The 18,937-nt window shown below is 62.8% G+C and carries 18 protein-coding genes and 1 pseudogene; 9 read left to right on the forward strand and 10 right to left on the reverse strand.

Annotated features, from left to right (window positions below):
- Positions 1-16: 16 nt before the first annotated feature.
- From OH764_RS21640 to OH764_RS21660, 5 genes and pseudogenes are all read right to left on the reverse strand, one after another.
- Positions 17-1,189 carry a sigma-54-dependent Fis family transcriptional regulator gene (locus OH764_RS21640; RefSeq protein WP_498850739.1) on the reverse strand — a complete coding sequence of 391 codons (1,173 nt, stop codon included), beginning with the start codon at positions 1,187-1,189 and terminating at the stop codon, positions 17-19.
- Between the two features lie 254 nt (positions 1,190-1,443).
- The gene (locus OH764_RS21645) at positions 1,444-3,210 is read right to left on the reverse strand and encodes a methyl-accepting chemotaxis protein (RefSeq protein WP_498850740.1); all 1,767 of its coding nucleotides are present in this window, start codon (positions 3,208-3,210) and stop codon (positions 1,444-1,446) included.
- A gap of 202 nt (positions 3,211-3,412) precedes the next feature.
- On the reverse strand, positions 3,413-4,357 hold the full coding sequence (locus OH764_RS21650) for a DUF2950 domain-containing protein (protein ID WP_498850741.1): 945 nt from the start codon (positions 4,355-4,357) through the stop codon (positions 3,413-3,415).
- A 20-nt stretch (positions 4,358-4,377) separates the two neighbouring features.
- Positions 4,378-5,686: pseudogene (locus OH764_RS21655) on the reverse strand (DUF3300 domain-containing protein).
- 464 nt (positions 5,687-6,150) lie between these two features.
- Positions 6,151-8,154 carry a bifunctional DedA family/phosphatase PAP2 family protein gene (locus OH764_RS21660; RefSeq protein WP_498850742.1) on the reverse strand — a complete coding sequence of 668 codons (2,004 nt, stop codon included), beginning with the start codon at positions 8,152-8,154 and terminating at the stop codon, positions 6,151-6,153.
- A 202-nt stretch (positions 8,155-8,356) separates the two neighbouring features.
- On the opposite strand from OH764_RS21660, the gene OH764_RS21665 reads away from it, so the two are divergent.
- Positions 8,357-8,707: a hypothetical protein gene (locus tag OH764_RS21665; RefSeq protein WP_498850743.1), complete on the forward strand. Its 351-nt coding sequence runs from the start codon at positions 8,357-8,359 to the stop codon at positions 8,705-8,707.
- A gap of 87 nt (positions 8,708-8,794) precedes the next feature.
- Positions 8,795-9,271: an OsmC family protein gene (locus tag OH764_RS21670; RefSeq protein ID WP_498850744.1), complete on the forward strand. Its 477-nt coding sequence runs from the start codon at positions 8,795-8,797 to the stop codon at positions 9,269-9,271.
- 126 nt (positions 9,272-9,397) lie between these two features.
- Here OH764_RS21670 and OH764_RS21675 read toward each other — a convergent pair whose 3' ends face one another.
- Together OH764_RS21675 and OH764_RS21680 are read right to left on the reverse strand one after the other, a co-directional pair.
- Positions 9,398-9,649 (reverse strand): hypothetical protein, encoded by a 252-nt coding sequence (locus OH764_RS21675; RefSeq protein ID WP_020068515.1) that lies wholly within the window; start codon positions 9,647-9,649, stop codon positions 9,398-9,400.
- 67 nt (positions 9,650-9,716) lie between these two features.
- The gene (locus tag OH764_RS21680) at positions 9,717-10,184 is read right to left on the reverse strand and encodes an Lrp/AsnC family transcriptional regulator (protein WP_020068516.1); all 468 of its coding nucleotides are present in this window, start codon (positions 10,182-10,184) and stop codon (positions 9,717-9,719) included.
- Positions 10,185-10,339: 155 nt separating this feature from the next.
- On the opposite strand from OH764_RS21680, the gene OH764_RS21685 reads away from it, so the two are divergent.
- Entirely contained in the window at positions 10,340-11,005 is a 666-nt protein-coding gene (locus tag OH764_RS21685; RefSeq protein WP_498850745.1) for a LysE family translocator, read from the forward strand.
- Positions 11,006-11,022: 17 nt separating this feature from the next.
- Here the strand turns inward: OH764_RS21685 and OH764_RS21690 are convergent, their stop codons facing one another.
- Positions 11,023-11,196: a DUF1289 domain-containing protein gene (locus tag OH764_RS21690; RefSeq protein ID WP_020068518.1), complete on the reverse strand. Its 174-nt coding sequence runs from the start codon at positions 11,194-11,196 to the stop codon at positions 11,023-11,025.
- Between the two features lie 172 nt (positions 11,197-11,368).
- Here OH764_RS21690 and OH764_RS21695 point away from each other — a divergent pair, with 172 nt between their 5' ends.
- Positions 11,369-11,689 (forward strand): YnfA family protein, encoded by a 321-nt coding sequence (locus OH764_RS21695; protein ID WP_498850746.1) that lies wholly within the window; start codon positions 11,369-11,371, stop codon positions 11,687-11,689.
- A gap of 80 nt (positions 11,690-11,769) precedes the next feature.
- Here OH764_RS21695 and OH764_RS21700 read toward each other — a convergent pair whose 3' ends face one another.
- A complete protein-coding gene (locus OH764_RS21700) occupies positions 11,770-12,279 on the reverse strand; it encodes a DUF1993 domain-containing protein (protein WP_498850747.1) in 510 nt (169 codons plus the stop codon).
- A 309-nt stretch (positions 12,280-12,588) separates the two neighbouring features.
- Between OH764_RS21700 and OH764_RS21705 the strand changes: the two genes are divergently transcribed.
- The 5 genes from OH764_RS21705 (at position 12,589) to OH764_RS21725 (ending at position 17,881) form a co-directional block, all read left to right on the forward strand.
- Positions 12,589-14,148 carry a S53 family peptidase gene (locus OH764_RS21705; RefSeq protein WP_498850748.1) on the forward strand — a complete coding sequence of 520 codons (1,560 nt, stop codon included), beginning with the start codon at positions 12,589-12,591 and terminating at the stop codon, positions 14,146-14,148.
- Between the two features lie 54 nt (positions 14,149-14,202).
- On the forward strand, positions 14,203-15,858 hold the full coding sequence (locus tag OH764_RS21710; protein ID WP_498850749.1) for a S10 family peptidase: 1,656 nt from the start codon (positions 14,203-14,205) through the stop codon (positions 15,856-15,858).
- Positions 15,859-16,021: 163 nt separating this feature from the next.
- Positions 16,022-16,660, forward strand: a complete 639-nt coding sequence (locus OH764_RS21715) for a hypothetical protein (protein ID WP_498850750.1) — start codon at positions 16,022-16,024, stop codon at positions 16,658-16,660.
- Positions 16,661-16,816: 156 nt separating this feature from the next.
- Positions 16,817-17,176: a hypothetical protein gene (locus tag OH764_RS21720; protein ID WP_498850751.1), complete on the forward strand. Its 360-nt coding sequence runs from the start codon at positions 16,817-16,819 to the stop codon at positions 17,174-17,176.
- 438 nt (positions 17,177-17,614) lie between these two features.
- The gene (locus tag OH764_RS21725) at positions 17,615-17,881 is read left to right on the forward strand and encodes a hypothetical protein (RefSeq protein WP_087754310.1); all 267 of its coding nucleotides are present in this window, start codon (positions 17,615-17,617) and stop codon (positions 17,879-17,881) included.
- A gap of 158 nt (positions 17,882-18,039) precedes the next feature.
- Here the strand turns inward: OH764_RS21725 and OH764_RS21730 are convergent.
- A protein-coding gene (locus OH764_RS21730) for an IS5 family transposase (protein WP_498846769.1) occupies positions 18,040-18,851 on the reverse strand; the annotation gives its coding sequence in 2 pieces (ribosomal slippage) (positions 18,040-18,512 and positions 18,512-18,851; 813 coding nt in all).
- Positions 18,852-18,937: the final 86 nt, after the last annotated feature.

Consider the following 18,937-nt stretch of genomic DNA (forward strand, 5'->3'; position numbering starts at 1 on the left):
AATCGGGGCAGCGCCGCTAGCACTTGTGCGGCGGCAGGATGCGCAGCTTCGCAATCCGCCGGTACAAGGTTGCGCGGGACATGCCGAGCGCTTGCGCGGCCAGTTCAGTGCGCCACTTCGCGTCGTTCATTGCATCGACGATGCGGCGGCGTTCGAGCGCGTCGCTTTCGGACAGAACCGGTGCAGCGTGTGGCGCGGCACTCTCAGCGTTATCGCTACTGCTGTTCTCTCGCGGCGCGGCCGTCCTGCTTCGCGCAAGCCGCGCGGCGGAGGGCTGACGCACGCGTGCATAGAGCGGCGAGCCGGTGTCGCCCAGTCTCAGCGAGACGAGGCCGCGGCCCGCTTTCGCGTTGAAGAGACGCTCGGCGGGAACGTCGAAAATCTCCGACACCTGGCGCGGCAACTGGTTGAGCGCCGGCACACATTCGCGTGCGCGGCGGTTTGCGGCGACGACGTGGCCGCGGGCGTCGATCGCAATCAGGATCTCGGGCTGCGCTTCGACGTAATGGCGGTTGCGATGCGCAAGCAGCACCCAGCAATCCGCGGCCGCGTTGAGAAAGCAGGCGTCTTCGATCAGCAGCGCGCTTTGCCGCACGATGTGATTGACGAGCCGCTGGCTTTCGCGATCGTCGGGGGAGCGCACGGCCGACGCATCGAGTACGCCAAGCAATTCGCCATGCAAACCGAAAATCGGCGATGCGCTGCATGTGAGGGTGGTGAAGGCCGCACGGAAGTGATCAGTTCTATGCACGGTAATGGGTTCGGCGTCGAGCAGCACCGTCGCGACACCGCAGGTTCCTTCCTCGCTTTCGGACCAGCATGAGCCGAGATAGAGCCCCGCGCGTTTGAAATCGTGCCGGCGGTCTTTATCGACGCGGTAGTCGATCGTCACGCCCTGTGCGTCGGTCAGCATCACGCAGTAGTCGGCTTCCCGCACCATCTCGTGCAGCCGCGACAGGCACTGGCCCGACGCGCGCAGAAACGATTCCTCGCGATGCTGCACGTCGCGTAATTCCGGCACGGTCAGAATGCGCGGACCGGCGGTCGCGCCCGGATCGAGGTGATATTGTTCGAGCGAACGTTTATACGACGACGCAAGCCGCTTCCCGTCGGCCCCCGCACGCGTCGTCCGTCCTTCTATGACGTTGCATATGCGGTCGATATGTCTCGTTGACGGAACGTAGGGCATGACGAGTCTCCGGGCGAACTCAGCGCGAACTGGGTGCTGGAGACATTCTGCGCCTCTACCCGGCGCGTGTCTCCGAAGCCTGAAACGTACGGTACGTTTGTAGCATGCGCGAATCGGCAGAGCACATTGCAGTGCACCATCGTCGCCGGTGAGATTTTTTTCTCAGCGTGCAAACGCGCGCGAACGCGGTGTGCACGCTTGCCGGGAGCAATAAAAAACCGGCCCGCAGGCCGGTTTTTTATCAGGTGTAAAACTCAGAATGTTTGCCAGGTGTCCGCGCCTGCGCTCTGTAATTCACGTTCTTTGGGCTGCGTTGGCGCCGTGAGCGACGATACAGCGGCTTTTGCGAAAGTCGTGACTGGTTTTGACTGCGACGTCGCGGGTTTCCTCGACGTCGCAATGGCGCGCGCCGGCTTCATTCGAACGCTGTGCGCCGTGTTTTGCACCGCCTGCTGTGCCGCGTCGACACGGAAGATAGATACCGCCGCACGGAGGCTTTCCGCCTGGTCCGACATGGCCTGTGCAGCGGCGGTGGCTTGCTCGACGAGCGCCGCGTTTTGCTGCGTCACCTCGTCCATTTGTGTGACGGCCACGTTGACCTGCTCGATACCCTTCGTCTGCTCGGACGATGCCGACGCTATCTCGCCCATGATGTCGGTCACCTGTCTGACCGAGTGCACCACTTCACCCATCGTTTGACCCGCATTTTCAACGAGCAGCGAGCCGTTTGTCACATGAGACGCCGACGCTTCTATCAGGTCCTTGATTTCCTTTGCCGCTGTCGCGCTGCGCTGCGCGAGCGTGCGGACTTCGCCGGCAACCACCGCGAAGCCCCGGCCGTCTTCGCCTGCGCGAGCGGCCTCGACCGCCGCGTTGAGGGCGAGAATATTCGTCTGGAACGCAATTCCTTCGATGACCGAAATGATTTCGGTCACCTTCGCCGAACTCGAAGAAATGTCTTGCATGGTGGCCACGACCTGCTGAACCACTTCGCCACCCGAGGCCGCCGTCGCCGACGCCGCCGACGCGAGCGTGCTGCCCTGGCGCGCGTTATCGGTGTTGTTGCGCACGGTCGAGGTCAGTTCTTCCATGCTAGCCGCGGTTTCCTGCAGCGATGCGGCCTGTTCCTCGGTGCGTTGCGAGAGATCCTGATTGCCTTGTGCGATCTCGCCGGCAGCCACGGAAATCGACTCCGCCGATGTTTTGATGCCTGACACAATCGACGTGAGCTTCTCGCGCATTGCCTCCAGAGAAGCCATCAAACTCGTCCGATCGCCTGGGGCCACTCGCACGCTGACGGTGAGGTTGCCTTCGGCGATCTGTGCCGCCATTTCTTGCGCGGCGCTCGGCTCGCCACCCAACTGGCGCAGAATGCTGCGCGAGATCAGCGCGGCGGTGACGATTCCCAGCAGCACGGCGATACCCGCAATGACCGCGACCATCGTGCGGACCTTCGCGTAAGTGGCGACAGCGCTCTCTCGAGCTTCCTTATTCTGCTGGTCCTCTAAAGCCGCCAGCTCGACTGCGCGTGCGAGCCACACTCGCTGCGGCGGACGTGCGTTCTGCAACAGCTCCTGCATCGCGCCGGCGGTGTCGTGCGCCAGTGCGAGGTCCATCGCCTTGCGCTGCGGCGCGATCGCTGCAGCTTCATCCTGCTTGATCTGATCGAGCAGCGAACGCTCCTTTGGCGCCGTGTCGGGCTCTTCAGCGAACATACGTGCGAGTTGCTGGAATGCGTCCGCATAAAGCTGGTCCTGCTTTTTCATGCGTTCCGCCTCTTGCGCAACGTCGCGCGGATCGCTGATCAACGCGAGGTTGCGAAGCGCGATGGCGCGATCCTGTATCGACGAGCGCAACTCGTTCGCAAGACGCGTTTCCTCGTTATTCACGCGAGCGATGCCGTCCAGACTCGCGTCCAGTTCCGAGAGACCATATAAGGCAATGGCGGCGAGCACCAGCATGAATGCCGTCAACAGCCCGAAGCCGGCTTGCAATCGTGTCGATACCTTGATGTTGTTCATTTCCGTCCGCATTAAGAAAAGGCGTATGTCTGGTTTACGTCTGCCTGACGGAATACTGAAGGTTTGTAATCGACGGCGTCATGTCGCGCCGCGACGGACCGGTGCAAGGACATCGCGGCAAGATGGGGACCAGCAAAATTTGCCGGACGTGTTGCGCCGATGCGTTACTGCTGTCATCGGCGTCGCATGATTCGCGGCCCGTTCAAGGCTGAACCGGTATCCATGTCGGGTCGGGATCGAATGCTTTCAGCGCTGCCGCTTCTCGCGCCGAATTCGGCCCGAGGTTCTTCTGATAAACCTGGCCGTCCTGATTAACCATAAAGCTCATCACGCCGGTCTTGCCATACTCGCTCGGCCACGCAACAAGGCCGCAGCCGTTTGTCATCGCGCCGTTTTCGACGTAGTTGAGCGCGCCGCGTTTCGCGTGCGGTCCTTGTGCGGTCAGGATACGGAAGTGATAACCGTGGTAGCCGTCCTTGCTGAGCGAGCCGGTTTTCGGCATGGCGACAGCGAGCGGGCCGAGCGGGCTCTCGGCTTCGCCCTCAGCGGTGGGCCAGTAGAGACCGTCATGCTTGCCTGGCGTGCTGAGCAGCCGCTGCGCATAGTGACCGGTCGACGCACGATAGTCGCGCTGAGCGTCGAGATAGGCAAGCGAGGTCATGATCGCTGCGCGTTCGTTGCGGCCGATCCTGCGCGTCAGAATTTCGTCGCTGCCGGCCGGCGGATCGAAGCGCCAGCCGTTGGCCGCCTGCACGAGCGGAATCGGCAGTGTCCAGCCGCTCGTGCCCACCGACAGGTGCTTGCTCGGACGGCCGTGAAGCGGCGCTGCGTCGTCCACGATCCGATGGCCCGCAGCCCAGGCGCCGAGGAATTCGTAGATGTCTTCTTCGCCGACGTCCTTCGTCGGAATGAAGCGGTTGTAGTTCGTGCCAAGCACGTGTTGCATGGCCGCGTGATCGTTGGTGGCGATCGCGTCGACGAGTGCGTCGGCGGCGGCTTCCGGTGTCGGATACACGGCTTGGGCCTGCGCCGGTGCGGTGCAAAACAATAGCGTTGACAGTGCGATTGCAGCGCTGGCAAGACGAGGTGATGAGCGCCGTGCGGCGACGTTCGCGAGGAAAACGCGGGTCGAGTGAATGCGGTTCATGAGCGGCTCCTGGGTATCGTTCAACGTTGCCGGCCAAGGTGGCGCTGTCCGCCGCCGCCCGCACCAAAGCCGCCGTGCGGCTGTCCGCCTCCCCCCGCGCCGAAGCCGCCAGTGGGCGGGTGTCCGCCGCCGCGAGATTGCCCACCGCCGCCAGCACCCAGGCTACCGCCGTGCGCTTGTCCGCCGCCGCCCGCGCCGGAGCCGTTGCGTGCGCCGGCTTGCGCTTGCCGGCTCTCTTGCCCGCGGTGCATGTCCTGCTGCGCCGCCGCGCCGTTGCCGGCACCGCGCAGCGCATTGTCGCGATTCACATTCTGTGCGCTCGACCGGATATTGCTCGCGTCGGCGCCGCCGTGCTGGATGCCCTGCAAACGCTCGCTCGCGCTGCCGCCCAGATTCTGGCCAGTGCGGTTCTGCAAGGTCTGTTGCGCCTGCGCGCGAGATGCCGACATATCGCGCCCCCGGTAAGCGTCGCGCTGAGCGTTACCCATATTTGTGGACGCGTTACGGTTGAACGTGGTCTCGCGGTTCCATCGGGTCGTGTTGCTGTTCACATCGAGGCGCCGGTTGACGTTCACGTTGTTGTACCGGTTGACGTTGATATTGACGCTGTGATTGTTCCAGTTAACGTCGCTCCACAGCGCGCTCGTGATCGCGATGCCCGCGCCGAACGCAAGGCCCGCGGCGAGTCCGCTCGCGACCGCGTAGCCCGGAGGCGGTGGTACATACACAGGCGGATACGCGGGATAGGGCCACGCACCGTAGACCACAGTCGGGTTATACGTCGGCACGTACACGACTTGTGGATTGGCCGGCACGATCTGGATCGTGCTCTGCTCGACGATAACCTTCTGTTGTTCGGATGTCTTCAGATTGCCCGCCTGTTGCGCCTGCTTGCGCAGCCGTTGCACGGAGTCCATCACGTCGTTCGGCTGCGCTAGAAACGCATTGCCGAGCTGCGCGACCCAGTCGGGTTTCGAGGCCATCGTGGCAAGCACCTGGGGGAAGGCCACCAGTGATTGCACGCTCGGGTCCCACGGCTCTGCTGCGACCGCTTTGACCGCATCGCCTTTGATGTTGGGGTTTGCTTTCGACCAGGTCGCGGCGGCCCCGACGTCCTGTGGAAAGGTGGATGCCATCAGCACCTGGGCGAGCAGTGCGTCGGGGTAGAGCGCGATCGGCGCGGTGAGCGAATCGAGTTGCTGCTTCGACACGTTCGCTGCGGTTTGCGCATGAGCCGCGGGAACCGCGACCTGAAGCATGACCGGCAAACCATGCCAGCATGGCGAGGGCGATCAGCGTCGCTCTCTGGTTTGCGCGTGAGCGTTTCACGATGGACTCTCCCTATTTCTAAGCTGCGTCAACTCATTACGGCGTACAACATATATCGGACTTCGAAAGACGTGGCGTCTGCAGGAGACATACGTACCGTATTTCATGCACGCGTTTTGAGGTCCGGTAGTGCGCCAATGGAGAGATTATTAACCGGCTTTTATATGGAATTTCAATGCGCGGGAAAATATATTCAGGTTGAAGTTGGCGAAACGATCACCTAAGAGCACGATTTATCTATTGCTTCAGGGCATAAAACCGGCGGTCGCGAAAATACAGACACGTCTAATTGTTTCCTTGCGTTTCGTCCTGAGTTTTTCTATCTTCGATGCAGGAAGCTGCCACCTCCGGCATACGCCGCGGCGTAAAATGCGGCTTGCAAATGCGCGTACAAACGCGGCTTACTAGCGAATAAGGCGATGCAATACAGCGCTCGCTTCAACGCGTCGTTCGAATGACGTGGGTCACTCTGCAATGGAGGCAAGCAGCGATACCGGCACGCCATGACAGCTCACTGTCGCGACAACCCCGACGCCGAGGCCTTCGACGAACTTCACGCGAGTGTCGAACGGCGACACCTGTTTATCGACGCGCAGAATGTTGAGCGGCCACGTTGAATGCGATAGCCGTTCATGCGCAATGGCGCCGATCCACAGCGGCACGGCTGCCGCGCCGTCGCCGACCGCATAACCGCTCGGCCAGAAGCGCAACACGTCGCGCTCAGAGCGCGTGTCGCCGGGACGCATGAAAACGAGCGACGACGGCACTCCGTTGTTCAGCCTCGGCAGTACGGGCAGAGCGATCGCGGGCACGTCGGGCGAGGCCAGCGAGAGCAGGCTATGGGCGGACACGTCCGTGCCTTCGAGCCATCCCTCACTGCGCAATTGACGGCGGATCGCGTCGCCATCCGATACCCATTGCAGCGTGAGCGGCTCCTCGCGGTCGCCGCCCATATCCGAGCGATAGCACGGCAGATGCTTCCACACGGAATGCGTCCATTGCTGCTGCGTCACGCGCGCGAGCGGCAGAGGCGCTGGCGTGCCGGGCGGCGTCATCATGCCGAGACCCGACTGCAGACCCATGCTCGCGAGCACCACCACGAGGACGATTGCCGGCATCCAACGGCGGGTCGGTGGCGGCTGCGGATGTCGCAATATCGCAGTAAGCGCGACGATCGCCACCCACACGTACGAGAGCGCGGCGCCGCCAATCGCGTCCGATACCCAGTAGCGGCCGAAGTACACGCCCGCAAGCGCGACCACGGATACGACAAGCGTGCTCGCGGTGACCACCAGCAATCCTTCGAGCATGCCGACCCGCCGCGCGAGCAGGAACGCAAGAAATCCATAGACGATGACCGTGGCCGCCACGTGGTTGCTCGGAAACGCGTAGGTATTCGTCATGAGCGCGTTCGGCGCGGCGCGTTGCATTGCGAACTGCAAGGCGAAGATCAGCATCTGCGAAAAGACGACGGCCGCGAGCCAGTAGCCCACGGTGAGCCAGCGCCGCTCCAACAGCATCCACAGCGTAACGGTAATGATCAGCGCGGCGAGCGTCGCGCTGCTGCCGAGCGTCGCGAGAGCGGCGAGCACCGTGTCGCCCCACGGCGTGCGCACCGATTGCATGAAGCGGTACACGGACTCGTCGACATGGGTGAGCGGATCTCCGGCGATCACCTGATGAAGCACGCCGAAGAACAGTGCGCCGCACACCAGCACGACCAGCGACGCCAGCAGGACGCTGGTGGCATCCGGCGCTTGCGGGTCCAGCAATCTTCGCGCAACACGGCCAAGCGGCCCGGGATGACGGCAAGCCCAGCTGCCGAGATGCCGCCCGGCCGCGTTCGACCACGCGCTGGCGTGCGACAGCAGGAATGCAGCGGCGCGATAGCTGAGCCAGACGCTGCCGACGAGCAGCGCGAGGACCACCACGAGCCGGAACGAGACGGCCCCGGCGAGCAGCACCGAAGCGCCGAACACGACGCCCGGCAGGATATGCGCCGGTGCCCATAGCAGCGCCGAGAGCACGTTCATCGCGTAGAAGCGCACGGGCGACATGCCGAGCATCCCGGCGACCACCGGCACGATCGCGCGCAACGGTCCGACAAAGCGCGCGAGCACTACGCTCTTTGCGCCGTGCTTGTCGAAAAAGCGGTAACCCGCTTCGAGCACTTCGGGATGTCGGGAGAAGGGCCAGAGCTTGACGATGCGTTTCTTGTAGCGGCTGCCGAGCCAGAAGCTGAGGCCGTCGCCGGCAATCGCGCCGACGATTGCCCATACGAGGACCCAGCCGAGGCTCAGCGAGCCGGTGCCGGTCAGTGCGCCCGCGAGAAACATTGCGGTGCTGCCGGGAACGAAGGTACCGACGACCGCGACCGACTCCAGAAAGGCCGCGAAAAATACAACCGTGAGCATCCATTCCGGATGGCCGGCCAACTGATGCAAGAGATGAAGGTAGGCTTGCTCCATTGTGCTCGATCGGCCGTTATGGCGTCACGATCGATCATAACGCGCATGGAGCGTTTCTATTCCCCAACCGGTCCTTTTCGCGGGCGTCGGGTTGCACGAGGACCTCGGTAACCCGTCCCGTAGAACCTGTGACGGCGTGAACGAAGTGGGCAACGGTTCGTCATACTGGTCGAGGGGCGCGTTACCTAACGGAGTGCAGCAAATGAAAATCGCAACTGGCGGTGTGGGGCGGACGGTGGTGATTGCGGCATGCTTCGCCGGCTTCAGTGGAATGGCTTGCGCGCAGTCGGGCAGCACGAGCGCGGGCGTTGGCGGCTTGAGCGCTACGCCGTCGGGCGGAAACGTCAATGACGGTGGAGCAGTGGGCACTACTCTGGCCCCCACGCCTGGCCTTGCAACGCCGGGAGGCGCTGCGGGAACTGCCGGGACCGGCGTGATGGGTGCCGGCGCTGGCCGCGTGCCCAACAACATGCGTGCGAACGGCACGAGCCTGAACCAGAACCCCGATCCCCGCGTACCGAATCTGAGCGGAAGGCCTCCGGCGCCGCGATAGATCGAGCCGCGCGAGCTAAATCAACTGGCGCGGCCGGCTTAAAATGGGCGTTCCACCAACCGGTTGATTCGACTACAGGAAGCGCCCATGGCATACGGTGAGCACAAATACGAAGTGTCCGTGCAGTGGACAGGCAACCTCGGCAGCGGCACCTCAGGATATCGCGACTACAGCCGCGATCATGTGATTGCCGCGGGAGGCAAGCCCGACATTCCAGGCTCGTCCGATGCCGCGTTTCTCGGCGACGCGAAGCGATGGAACCCGGAAGACTTGCTGGTCGCATCGGCTTCGGCCTGTCACAAGCTGTGGTATCTGCATCTTTGCGCGGACACCGGAATTGCCGTGGTGCAGTACCAGGATCACGCCGAAGGGACCATGCTCGACAGTCCGCAGCAAGGGCGCTTCTCGCAGATCGTTTTGCGCCCGCGCGTCGTGATTCAGTCGGGCGGCGACGTCGAACTCGCGCGGCACCTGCATCACGTCGCGCACGAGAAGTGCTATATCGCGAATTCGGTGAACTTCCCGATTCGGTGCGAGCCAGTGATCGAGACGAACCCGGGCTGAGCGATCCATTGCCGGGCGCTGCTGGCTGCAAGTAACCGGAAGCTAGCGCGCCTTTCCTGTTGAGCGCCTATCAAGCGCCTATCAGGCGGCTATTCAGCCGCTATCGCACGGGACACCCCCAGCGCTTTAGCGATTGCCGTCGAGCAGATCGCCCAGCAGTTCGTCGAACGCGGCCTGCGCGTCTTCCAGTTCCTGCAGCGCGGCGTCGAAAGTCTGCAGCGCGAATTGCGAAGGATTGCCGCTGCCGGCCGGCGGAAATTGCGATTGCAACGATGCAAACGCTGTCTTCACGCGTTGCGTCGCGGTCAATACGCGCTCCATTGCAGCGCTCTCTTCGGCGCGGGCCTTGTCGTGATCGATGTTGCCGGTGTTGTCCATTCGGTACTCCGTGTTCGTGGGTGCGGCGCGCGCCGCGTGAAATGGCGTGACTATGCCACGTTCGGGCTCACGATAGCGGCAAGCCGCCGTCGGCCTTTACTTCGCGCAACGACAATGCCGATTCGACCGACGTCACGCCCGGCAGACTGCGCATCTGGTCGCGCATGAAGCTGCCGTAGTCGTCCAGATCACGCGCCACCACCTGCAAGATGTAGTCTGCGCTGCCCGACACGTTGTGACAGGCGATCACCCGCGGTATGGCCTGCACCTCGCGCTCGAACCGGTTGGCCAGATCTTTGTCGTGCACGGCAAAGCGCACGAGAATGAATGCGACCACGCCGAAGCCGAGCGCCGAACGTGCGAGCACTGCGCGGTACTGGCCGATGTAGCCGTCGTTCTCCAGACGCTTGAGGCGTCGCGCGCACGGTGTTTCACTCAGGCCGACCAGTTCGGCGAGCTTCGCGTTCGACATGCGGCCGTCTTTCTGCAGCGCGGCGAGGATCGCGCGATCGGTCTTATCGAGGTCAGTTGACATGGGTTGGCGGGCGCTTTTCGGGTTTTAGTGGGAAGCTGACGGAAACAGCGCGATGTTAGCGCATTCCGCCAAATTTCCAGTCTGAACTCCGGAAATTCGCCAGCAAAACCTCCGTCGACAATAGCAAGATAGAGCCTCGAAACAACGAGGCTCTCATGATTTCCGCACACCTTCTTGCTGTCTATATTGCCGCGCTGCTGGTCGTCTATGCCGTACCCGGTCCCGACATGGCGTTGATCCTCCAAACCAGTATTGGACGCGGTGTGAGGAGCGGCTTTGCGGCGGCTTGCGGACTTGGTCTGGCGCGTGCGACTCACGTCACGCTCTCGGCTTGCGGCGCCGCCGCGCTGTTGCGCAACGCGCCGTGGCTGTACGACGTGGTGCGTTATGGCGGCGCGGTTTATCTCGCCTGGATCGGCATCCAGATTTTCCGCTCGCCGATGTTCGCCTTACCAGAAGGCGGCGCGGCGGGCGTCGAAGCTAACCGCTCGACGGACGCAGTGGCGACAGCAGGCATGCGGCAGTTGAGGGCGGCGTTCGTCAAAGGTTTGCTGACCAATCTGCTAAATCCGAAAGCGCTGCTGTTCTGTTCGGTCTTGTTGCCGCAATTCGTGCGTCCGGAGGCGGGGCCCGTTGCGTTGCAGATGATCGAGTTGGGTTCGGTGCTGCTCGCGGTAGGCTTTTGCTTCGACCTCACGTATGCGATCGGCGCGGCGCGGATCGCGGGATGGATGCGCGCGCACCCGCTTGCTCAAACGTTGCAGCGCTGGACTTTCTCCGCGGCGTTGATCGGATTCGCACTGCGACTTTCTCTGGATTGACGCGGATTCAACCGGCTCTAGCGGTTCAGCTTGCGTTCGCGGCGCGAACGGTCGTCGATAATTTTTCTGCGGTGCTTGTCTTTCATCTTCTTCCAGGTTTTGCATTCGTCGCGGGTGCGCAAGCAGCCAATGCAAAAGCCGGTTTCACTGTCGAATTTGCAGATGTCGATACAGGGCGATGCTGTGCTCATAGCCGGTGGACAGGTTGTGAAGGGCAGTGGAGGTGAGGCGACTTTCGCACGCCGCATGCCTGTGCGCCAAGTGATTGTGTTAATAAAGCTGATAGAGCGCCGATGGAGCGCCCATTCAGCGGCCATGTCCGGCCCGCAATTACACGAACACCACCGACATGCTTCGCCTTCGATGAAAACTTTTCTGCTTTATGCAATTACCGCCCTCGCCGAGATTATCGGCTGCTATCTGCCGTGGCGATGGCTGAAAGAGGGCGGCTCTGTCTGGCTGCTCGTGCCGGGCGCGCTCAGCCTCGCGCTCTTCGCCTGGCTGCTCACCCTGCACGGCACCGCCGCGGGCCGCGTGTATGCGGCGTACGGCGGCGTGTATGTGGCGGTGGCGATCTTGTGGCTATGGGGCGTCGACAAGGTGCGGCCTACGTTCTGGGACGCAGCCGGCGTCGCGGTGACGCTTGCCGGCATGGCAATCATCGCATTTCAGCCGCGCGCCTGAGCGCGTGAACCAGCGCGCCCGGCTGCCGATGCACCGCGGCGCAATGCCGGCGCGGCCCAGCGCATCCCTATTCCTATCGCTTACTTCAACCCGCCCAGATAGTCGAGCTTGCCGAGTTCCACGCCGTTGTGGCGCAAGATGTCGTACGCCGTGGTTACGTGGAAAAAGAAGTTCGGCAGCACGAAGCCCAGCAGATACGACTGTCCCGTGAACTCGACGGGGCCGCTGCGCATTTTCAGCGTGACTGTGCGCTCCTCCGATCCGTCGATCTGCTGCGGGCTGAATTCCTGCAGATAGTCGATCGTTTTCTGAAGGCGGGCATGCAGTTCGTCGAAGGTCTGTTCGACGTCGTCGTATTTGGGCGCTTCGACATTGGCGAGGCGCGCGGCGCAGCCCTTTGCGGTGTCGCTTGCGATATACACCTGACGCACGAGCGGCAACATGTCCGGCGCGAGGCGGGCGTTCGTGAACACCGACGGATCGATCTGCTTTTCGGCTGCGTGTGCCTGAGCCTTGCCGAGGATGGCCTGCAGATTGGTGAGGCCGCGAATCAGCACGGGCAGTGATGCTTGATACATCGAAATTGACATGGGGTTCCTCTGATTCTTCGATTGCCCGCGCGGACGGCGCGTAAGGCAATGTAACGGCGGGATAGCCGCTGCAGCATCATAGCGGAGCGACGCGAACCGCGCATGACGCGCCGCCGCGTTAGCCATTCGGCCTACTGCCGCCTGCGCCGGAACTGTGTTCGAATGCATTGGTCCGAGGGTTTGCGAAGTCCTGCAAGCCGCACCTTGAAATCAGCAACGTGCCGTCTGTCGTCGGGCAGAGAGCGGACAGGGCGCCCCCGCCAGTCCCTCGTGCATCCGGCGCCGTCACGCCAACAGGAGAGTCGACACATGGCCACCAAGCACCCGCTGCCCGGAAGCGAGCGAACGGTAGAACAAGGTTCGAAACTCATCGGAGCTTGCGATCCGTCGGAAAAGATCGAGGTTTTCGTGATGCTGCGCCGCCAGCAGCAGGCGCAGTTCGACGCGCTGATGAAACGCATAGAGGCAGGCGACCCGAACGTGGAACCGCTGTCGCGTGAGACGTTGGCCAAAGACTATGGCGCAGCCCCGGGCGACATCGCCAAAGTCAAGGCATTCGCGGCTGCGCACGGCCTGAGCGTGGTGCGTGAAGACCCGGCCGCGCGCTCCGTGCTGCTCTCCGGAACCGTCGCGCAATTCCAGAGCGCATTCGGAGTCAAGCTTGAAAAGTATCAGCACCATACGGCCGGGGAATTTCGCGGCCGTACCGGCTCGGTCAGCGTTCCCGACGATCTGCACGGCGTCGTGGAGGCGGTGCTCGGGCTGGACAACCGTCCGCAGGCACGGCCGCACTTTCGCATCCGCCCGCCGTTCCGCCCGGCCCGGACGCATCAGGCTTCGTTCACGCCGATTGAACTGGCGTCTCTCTACAAATTTCCCGAAGGCGACGGCGGCGGCCAGTGCGTCGGCATCATCGAACTGGGCGGCGGGTATGACCCGGCTGACCTCTCGTCGTACTTCAAGAGCCTCGGCGTGCCGTCGCCCACGGTGAAGTCGGTGAGCGTCGATCAGGCGCGCAATGAGCCGACTGGCGACCCCAACGGTCCCGACGGTGAGGTCACTCTCGACATCGAGATCGTCGGCGCGATCGTGCCCGGCGCGACCATTGCCGTGTACTTTGCGCCGAACAGCGACGCGGGTTTCATCGACGCCGTCAGCCGTGCGGTGCACGATACGGTCAACAAGCCGTCGGTCATCTCGATCAGTTGGGGCGGTCCAGAATCCATCTGGACCAGCCAGTCGCTGAAGGCGTTCAACAGCGTGCTGCAAACCGCGGCCGCGCTCGGCGTGACGGTCTGCGCCGCGTCGGGCGATAGCGGATCGAGCGACGGCGCGGGCACGGGAGATCAGGTCGATTTCCCGGCGGCGAGTCCGTATGTACTCGCGTGCGGCGGCACGAGCCTGAGCGCATCGGGTACGTCCATCACGCATGAGGTAGTCTGGAATGACGGCCCGCAAGGCGGCGCCGGCGGCGGAGGCGTGAGTGGCGCTTTTTCGTTGCCGGCCTGGCAGGAGGGCTTGTCGGTTGCGATGTCGAAAGGAGGCAAGAAGCCGCTTGCGAAGCGCGGCGTGCCCGATGTCGCGGGCGACGCCTCACCGCTGACCGGCTACACCGTGCTCGTCGCGGGCACACAAACCGTAGTTGGCGGCACGAGCGCGGTGGCGCCGCTCTGGGCCGCGCTGATTGCCCGCATCAACGCAGCGAAAGGCAAGCCGGCGGGCTTCGTGAACCCGAAGCTCTATAAGGCGGCGGGCGTCTGCAACGACATCACGCAGGGCAACAACGGCAGCTTCGCGGCGTCGGCGGGCTGGGACGCCTGTACGGGACTCGGCAGCCCCAATGGTCAGAAAGTGGCCGGAGCACTATAGTCAGCAGGAATCCGCAGCACCGGCACAAGACGTGAACGTACCCAGGGAGTCATCATGACAAGCACAGAGTCAACGTCCGTTAGTCCGCAATCGTCGCAGAATTCTCAAACCTCGGGCACGCCCCCAGCGGCCGGTGCGAAACGCAAGGCGGCGGATCAGCCTTTCTTCGATCCAGTTGCATACGGCAACGGGCCTGACGACTCCGTCACGGCCACGGACGAGAGTGCTGCGATCACGCATCACTCGGTCACGATAGGCGGCAAGAAGATCAATTACACGGCGACGGTGGGTCATCTCGTGATCGTCGACCCGAGCAGTTCGGAACCCGCCGCGCGGATGTTCTACGTCGCGTTCACGCAGGACAACCAGAAAGAAGAAACGCGGCCGCTCACCTTCTTCTATAACGGCGGACCGGGCTCGTCCGCGGTGTTCGTGCTGCTCGGCTCGTTCGGGCCGCGCCGCATCAAGACGTCGATGCCGAACTTTACGCCGCCCGCGCCCTACACGATAGAAGACAACCCCGACAGCCTGCTCGACAGAAGCGACCTGATCTTCATCAATCCGGTCGGCACTGGCTATTCGGCGGCTATCGCGCCGAAGAAGAACCGCGATTTCTGGGGCGTCGACCAGGACGCGGATTCGATCGCGCAATTCATCAAGCGCTTTCTGACGAAGAACAACCGCTGGAATTCGCCGAAGTACCTGTTCGGCGAGTCCTACGGCACGGCGCGTAGTTGCGTGGTCGCCTACCGGCTGCACGAAGGCGGTGTCGATCTGAACGGCATTACGCTGCAATCGTCGATTCTCGACTACACGCAGGCGGGCAATCCTGTCGGCGCGCTGCCCACGGCCGCCGCCGACGCGTGGTATCACAAGAAGCTCGGCATCGCGCCGCGGCCGACCGATCTGGGCGCATTCGCTGAAGAAGTCGCGCAGTTCGCGCGCACCGACTACCTGGCGGCGCTGCGCAAATTCCCGACCACCGATTCTGCGACGGTCGAGAAACTCGCCGAATACACGGGCATCGACAAGACAACCTTGCTTGCGTGGAGTCTCGATGTCGCGTCGTACGACAGCCGCGGCAATTCGCTATTTCTGACCACGCTGCTCAAGCCGCAAGGCCTCGTGCTTGGTGCATACGACGGCCGGGTCACCGCGATCGGAACCGGCATAGCCGGCAAGGTCGATCCCAATTCGGGCGGCAACGACCCGACCATGACGGCGGTTTCGGGCGTCTACACGACGATGTGGAACGTCTATCTGAACGAGCAGTTGAAATACACGTCGAACTCGGCGTTCACGGACCTGAACGATCAGGCGTTCCAGTTCTGGGACTTCAGTCATATCGACCCGACCGGTGCTCAAAAGGGCGTAGACGACAAGGGCAACGTGATTCTGTACACGGCCGGCGATCTGGCCGCCGTCATGGCACTGAATCCGGACCTCAAGGTGCTGTCGGCAAACGGCTTCTACGATTTCGTCACGCCGTTCTATCAAACTGTGCTCGACCTGCAGCAGATGCCGCTGCTCAGTCAGCAGGTTCGGCAGAATCTTTCGGCGCGCTTTTATCCGTCGGGTCACATGATTTATCTCGACGGCGGCTCGCGTACCGCGTTGAAGGCGGATCTCGCGGCAATGTACGATTCGGCGGTGGCGAACACCGAGGCACTCAGCCGTATCCGGGCGCTGCAGGCTCGCGTGGCACAGTAGGTCGGGCGGTGGTGAGTCCGCGGCGGCATTTCGTCGCCGTGGAAGGTCCATCGCAATGCGCGTCGTGCATCCGGCGGGCAAGCATTTTTTTCGCATGCGTATTGAATGTGTTTTAATTACCTTGCGAATTGACTATTGCGTGCCTCCGCAGGCGCGCCGACGAATGAACGCAGACATTGCAGACAGGCGTCGCAGCGGCTATTCCAGCGACCACACAGGTAGGATCTTTAGAGCACATCTGCTCGCGCTTGCGTCCCGGCGTCCGCGCTCGTTGCGGTTCGCCATGGCGCTGAGCGCCACCGCGCTTTTCGCGTTGCGCGTTGGTGGCGCGTACGCGCAGGAGGCACGCATGCTCGACGAACGCGTCACGCAGCAATCGATCGGCGAAACGATATGCCGCCCTGGCTATGCGAGCGCGGTCGCGCCGCCGTTCGATGAACTCATGGCGCACAAAGACCGGATGCTTGCCGAGCGCGGTATCGATGCCGACGATGGCGCCGATTTCGCACTGGACAGGCGCGTACCCGTGGTGCTGGGCGGTTCACCGGACGCGCCTGCCAACCTCGGTCTGTTGCCGTGGGCGGGCCGCCAGGGTGAGCGCCGGAAAGCGCGCGCGGCGGTCATGCTCAAGCGCTGTGTCTGCGAGGGCAAGGTCAGTCTCGCGGAGGCGCAAGCGGCGATCGTCGGCAACTGGTCGGTGGTCTATTCGGGCTTCAGCCAGACCTCGTGTGACGTCAGCCGGCTGGACGTCGCCACCAGCGCCGAGAGCGGGCGAGCCGCCGGACATGGCTCACAGCCTTGAGGCTGTGTTCCCCGGAACCTGCGTGCCGCTAATTAAATTCGTTCGCATGGGCCTGGCCGCGCTTATGTGCAGACTGAAGAGGGTTTTCTCTCGATGTGCGCCCGTGAGTCGCTTGCCGTTCATCGCGCCATCTGAACTTATTCCTGGAGAATCATCATGATCCATTCACCTCTTGCCCCGGCGACGCTTGCCGCACTGACCTTCGCGTGTGCCGCCGGCAGCGCGTCCGGATTCGCCGCCGAGTCGGTTCATTGCGGTAAAGCCGACGCGCTGCAGATTCGCGGCGATGTGCCTGCAGCCATCAGCTTCGACGTGTATCGCCAGTTGCGTCCGTTGAATGCGCAACGCGTTGCGCTGTTCCAGTCGGCTGGCGAAGTGAAGCACCTACCCGATGGACTTGCGGTGTGCGAGGTCGCGGACGACGGCGTCGACGATCCGTCCGCAGTCCTGGTCGAACTGCCGCAAGGCAAGAACGCATGGTGGGTGAGCGCAGCCAACGTTCAACAGGCTGATTGATCCTCTTGCGATAAGCCGGGTTGGCCCGTTGCACCGGCGTGATCACTGCGGCGATGGACGCGGCGGTCCGTTTCTTGCCGCCCGCGTCCGCAGGCCGACAGGCGCGGTCCCTAGCCCGGCGGACCCGAAAAGCATGCGGCTTCGCTACCCAGCGAATGTTCCGCTGTTCAGGTACAGTGCACTGACTGCGTCTTTAACGCGGGGTCTCCAAGACGCCGTGACGTGCTGCATGCGTGGACGCAAGTGGCTTTCTGAAGCAGGGCCAGCCCAATTACCGGAGATTCGAATGATTGCCTTCTACCTGTCATTGGCCGCGCTTGGCGCAGCGGGCGCCGCACTCATCCGTGAACTCGCCGCCGCGCAGGCCAGACAGCGTGCCGCCTTGCGCCGCGTACACATACATTCCGCCGACCGCAGTACCCGTCGAGGATAGGCCGCATGAACCTGATCGTGCGCAACATCGCGCCGTCGTGCAGCGAGCAGGAAGTGCGCGAATTCCTCCAGCGCGAACTGGGACACTACGCCCGGAATGTAGAGGTCGTCGACGCCGGTACGCCCGGCGCCTATGCCACGGTCGAACTGGACGCGCAGGTGCCGTATGTCGGCGACGTTATCGCGCGCCAGATTCATGGCAAACAGCTGGGCGGCATGGTGCTCGAGGCGAGCGCCGATCTGTTCACCGACGAGCCGCCACCGGAGCAGTGACTGCTGGGCCTTCCTCTGGCGTCTTCCGCAGGGAAGGCGCGAGTGGGGTGCGGACGATGCGCAGAAAGAAGCGCTTCAAGACTTGAGCCGGCGGCGCGCCCAACTGGTGTTCGCTGCGTTGCTGTGCGCCTCGTGCCGTCTTAGAAGCTGTTGCGAAATTAGTTAAACATTGGCCTGAGTCGCGTCCAGCAAATCAAGGCGCAAGCCAGGGACAGAAAGGCTTCATGGACATGGGCATAACGTTCGTAGCGAATCTTCAGGCGTCGAAACGAGTGAAGCCATGCAATCGAGCGCTCGACTGGCCAACGCGTTTTGCCCAGACCACTGCCATGGGGCGAGCCAATCTTTGCGAGCACCGGCGTGATGCCGCGCTCTCTCAAACGCTGTCGATGTGGTTCCGAGCTGTAGCCCCGGTCGCCCTGAACGATTTGCGGTTTATGCAACGGGCGTCCCCGCTTGCCTCTAATGTGTGGAATGGCATCGACGAGTGCATCAAGCTGGGTGACGTCGTGGCGGTTCGCCCCGCTCAGAATGACCGCGAGCGGGATGCCTTTCGCGTCGACGATGAGGTGGTGTTTGCTGCCGAGCTTGCGCCGGTCCGTGGGATTCGGGCCGGTTTTTTTCCCGCCAGCATCGCGCGAATCGACGAGCTGTCTACAAGCGCTCGTGACAAGTCGATTTCGCCACGGCGACGCAGTTCGGCCAGCAGCGTTTCGTGGATGCGTTGCCAGACTCCTGCTTCTTGCCATGCCACGAGCCGCCGCCAGCAGGCGGTGCCCGAACCGCATCCCATCTCCTGCGGTAGCAGATTCCACGCAATGCCGGAGCGCAGTACGAACACAATGCCCGTCAGCGCGGCACGGTCGGGAGTCGGCTTGCGGCCCGCATACTGGCGATTGCGCGGTGCCCGAGCAGGTAAAAGCGGTTCGATGAGCAACCACAATTCGTCGTCGATGAGTTCTTTAGGCATCGCTTCCTGTTGGACAAAACAAGACAGGAAGTTAACACCAAGTCAGAAAAGTTAACAGGCCCAGAACTTAATTTCGCAACAGCTTC

The sequence above is a fragment of the Burkholderia sp. M6-3 genome (genome assembly GCF_050858985.1).
Classification (GTDB): Bacteria; Pseudomonadota; Gammaproteobacteria; order Burkholderiales; family Burkholderiaceae; genus Paraburkholderia; species Paraburkholderia caledonica.

Excerpts from the sequence above, each read along its gene's own strand:
- OH764_RS21640 (WP_498850739.1), bottom strand. The coding sequence starts at position 1,189 with ATGCCCTACGTTCCGTCAACGAGACATATCGACCGCATATGCAACGTC.
- OH764_RS21645 (WP_498850740.1), bottom strand. The coding sequence starts at position 3,210 with ATGAACAACATCAAGGTATCGACACGATTGCAAGCCGGCTTCGGGCTG.
- OH764_RS21650 (WP_498850741.1), bottom strand. The coding sequence starts at position 4,357 with ATGAACCGCATTCACTCGACCCGCGTTTTCCTCGCGAACGTCGCCGCA.
- OH764_RS21660 (WP_498850742.1), bottom strand. The coding sequence starts at position 8,154 with ATGGAGCAAGCCTACCTTCATCTCTTGCATCAGTTGGCCGGCCATCCG.
- OH764_RS21665 (WP_498850743.1), top strand. The coding sequence starts at position 8,357 with ATGAAAATCGCAACTGGCGGTGTGGGGCGGACGGTGGTGATTGCGGCA.
- OH764_RS21670 (WP_498850744.1), top strand. The coding sequence starts at position 8,795 with ATGGCATACGGTGAGCACAAATACGAAGTGTCCGTGCAGTGGACAGGC.
- OH764_RS21675 (WP_020068515.1), bottom strand. The coding sequence starts at position 9,649 with ATGGACAACACCGGCAACATCGATCACGACAAGGCCCGCGCCGAAGAG.
- OH764_RS21680 (WP_020068516.1), bottom strand. The coding sequence starts at position 10,184 with ATGTCAACTGACCTCGATAAGACCGATCGCGCGATCCTCGCCGCGCTG.
- OH764_RS21685 (WP_498850745.1), top strand. The coding sequence starts at position 10,340 with ATGATTTCCGCACACCTTCTTGCTGTCTATATTGCCGCGCTGCTGGTC.
- OH764_RS21690 (WP_020068518.1), bottom strand. The coding sequence starts at position 11,196 with ATGAGCACAGCATCGCCCTGTATCGACATCTGCAAATTCGACAGTGAA.
- OH764_RS21695 (WP_498850746.1), top strand. The coding sequence starts at position 11,369 with ATGAAAACTTTTCTGCTTTATGCAATTACCGCCCTCGCCGAGATTATC.
- OH764_RS21700 (WP_498850747.1), bottom strand. The coding sequence starts at position 12,279 with ATGTCAATTTCGATGTATCAAGCATCACTGCCCGTGCTGATTCGCGGC.
- OH764_RS21705 (WP_498850748.1), top strand. The coding sequence starts at position 12,589 with ATGGCCACCAAGCACCCGCTGCCCGGAAGCGAGCGAACGGTAGAACAA.
- OH764_RS21710 (WP_498850749.1), top strand. The coding sequence starts at position 14,203 with ATGACAAGCACAGAGTCAACGTCCGTTAGTCCGCAATCGTCGCAGAAT.
- OH764_RS21715 (WP_498850750.1), top strand. The coding sequence starts at position 16,022 with ATGAACGCAGACATTGCAGACAGGCGTCGCAGCGGCTATTCCAGCGAC.
- OH764_RS21720 (WP_498850751.1), top strand. The coding sequence starts at position 16,817 with ATGATCCATTCACCTCTTGCCCCGGCGACGCTTGCCGCACTGACCTTC.
- OH764_RS21725 (WP_087754310.1), top strand. The coding sequence starts at position 17,615 with ATGAACCTGATCGTGCGCAACATCGCGCCGTCGTGCAGCGAGCAGGAA.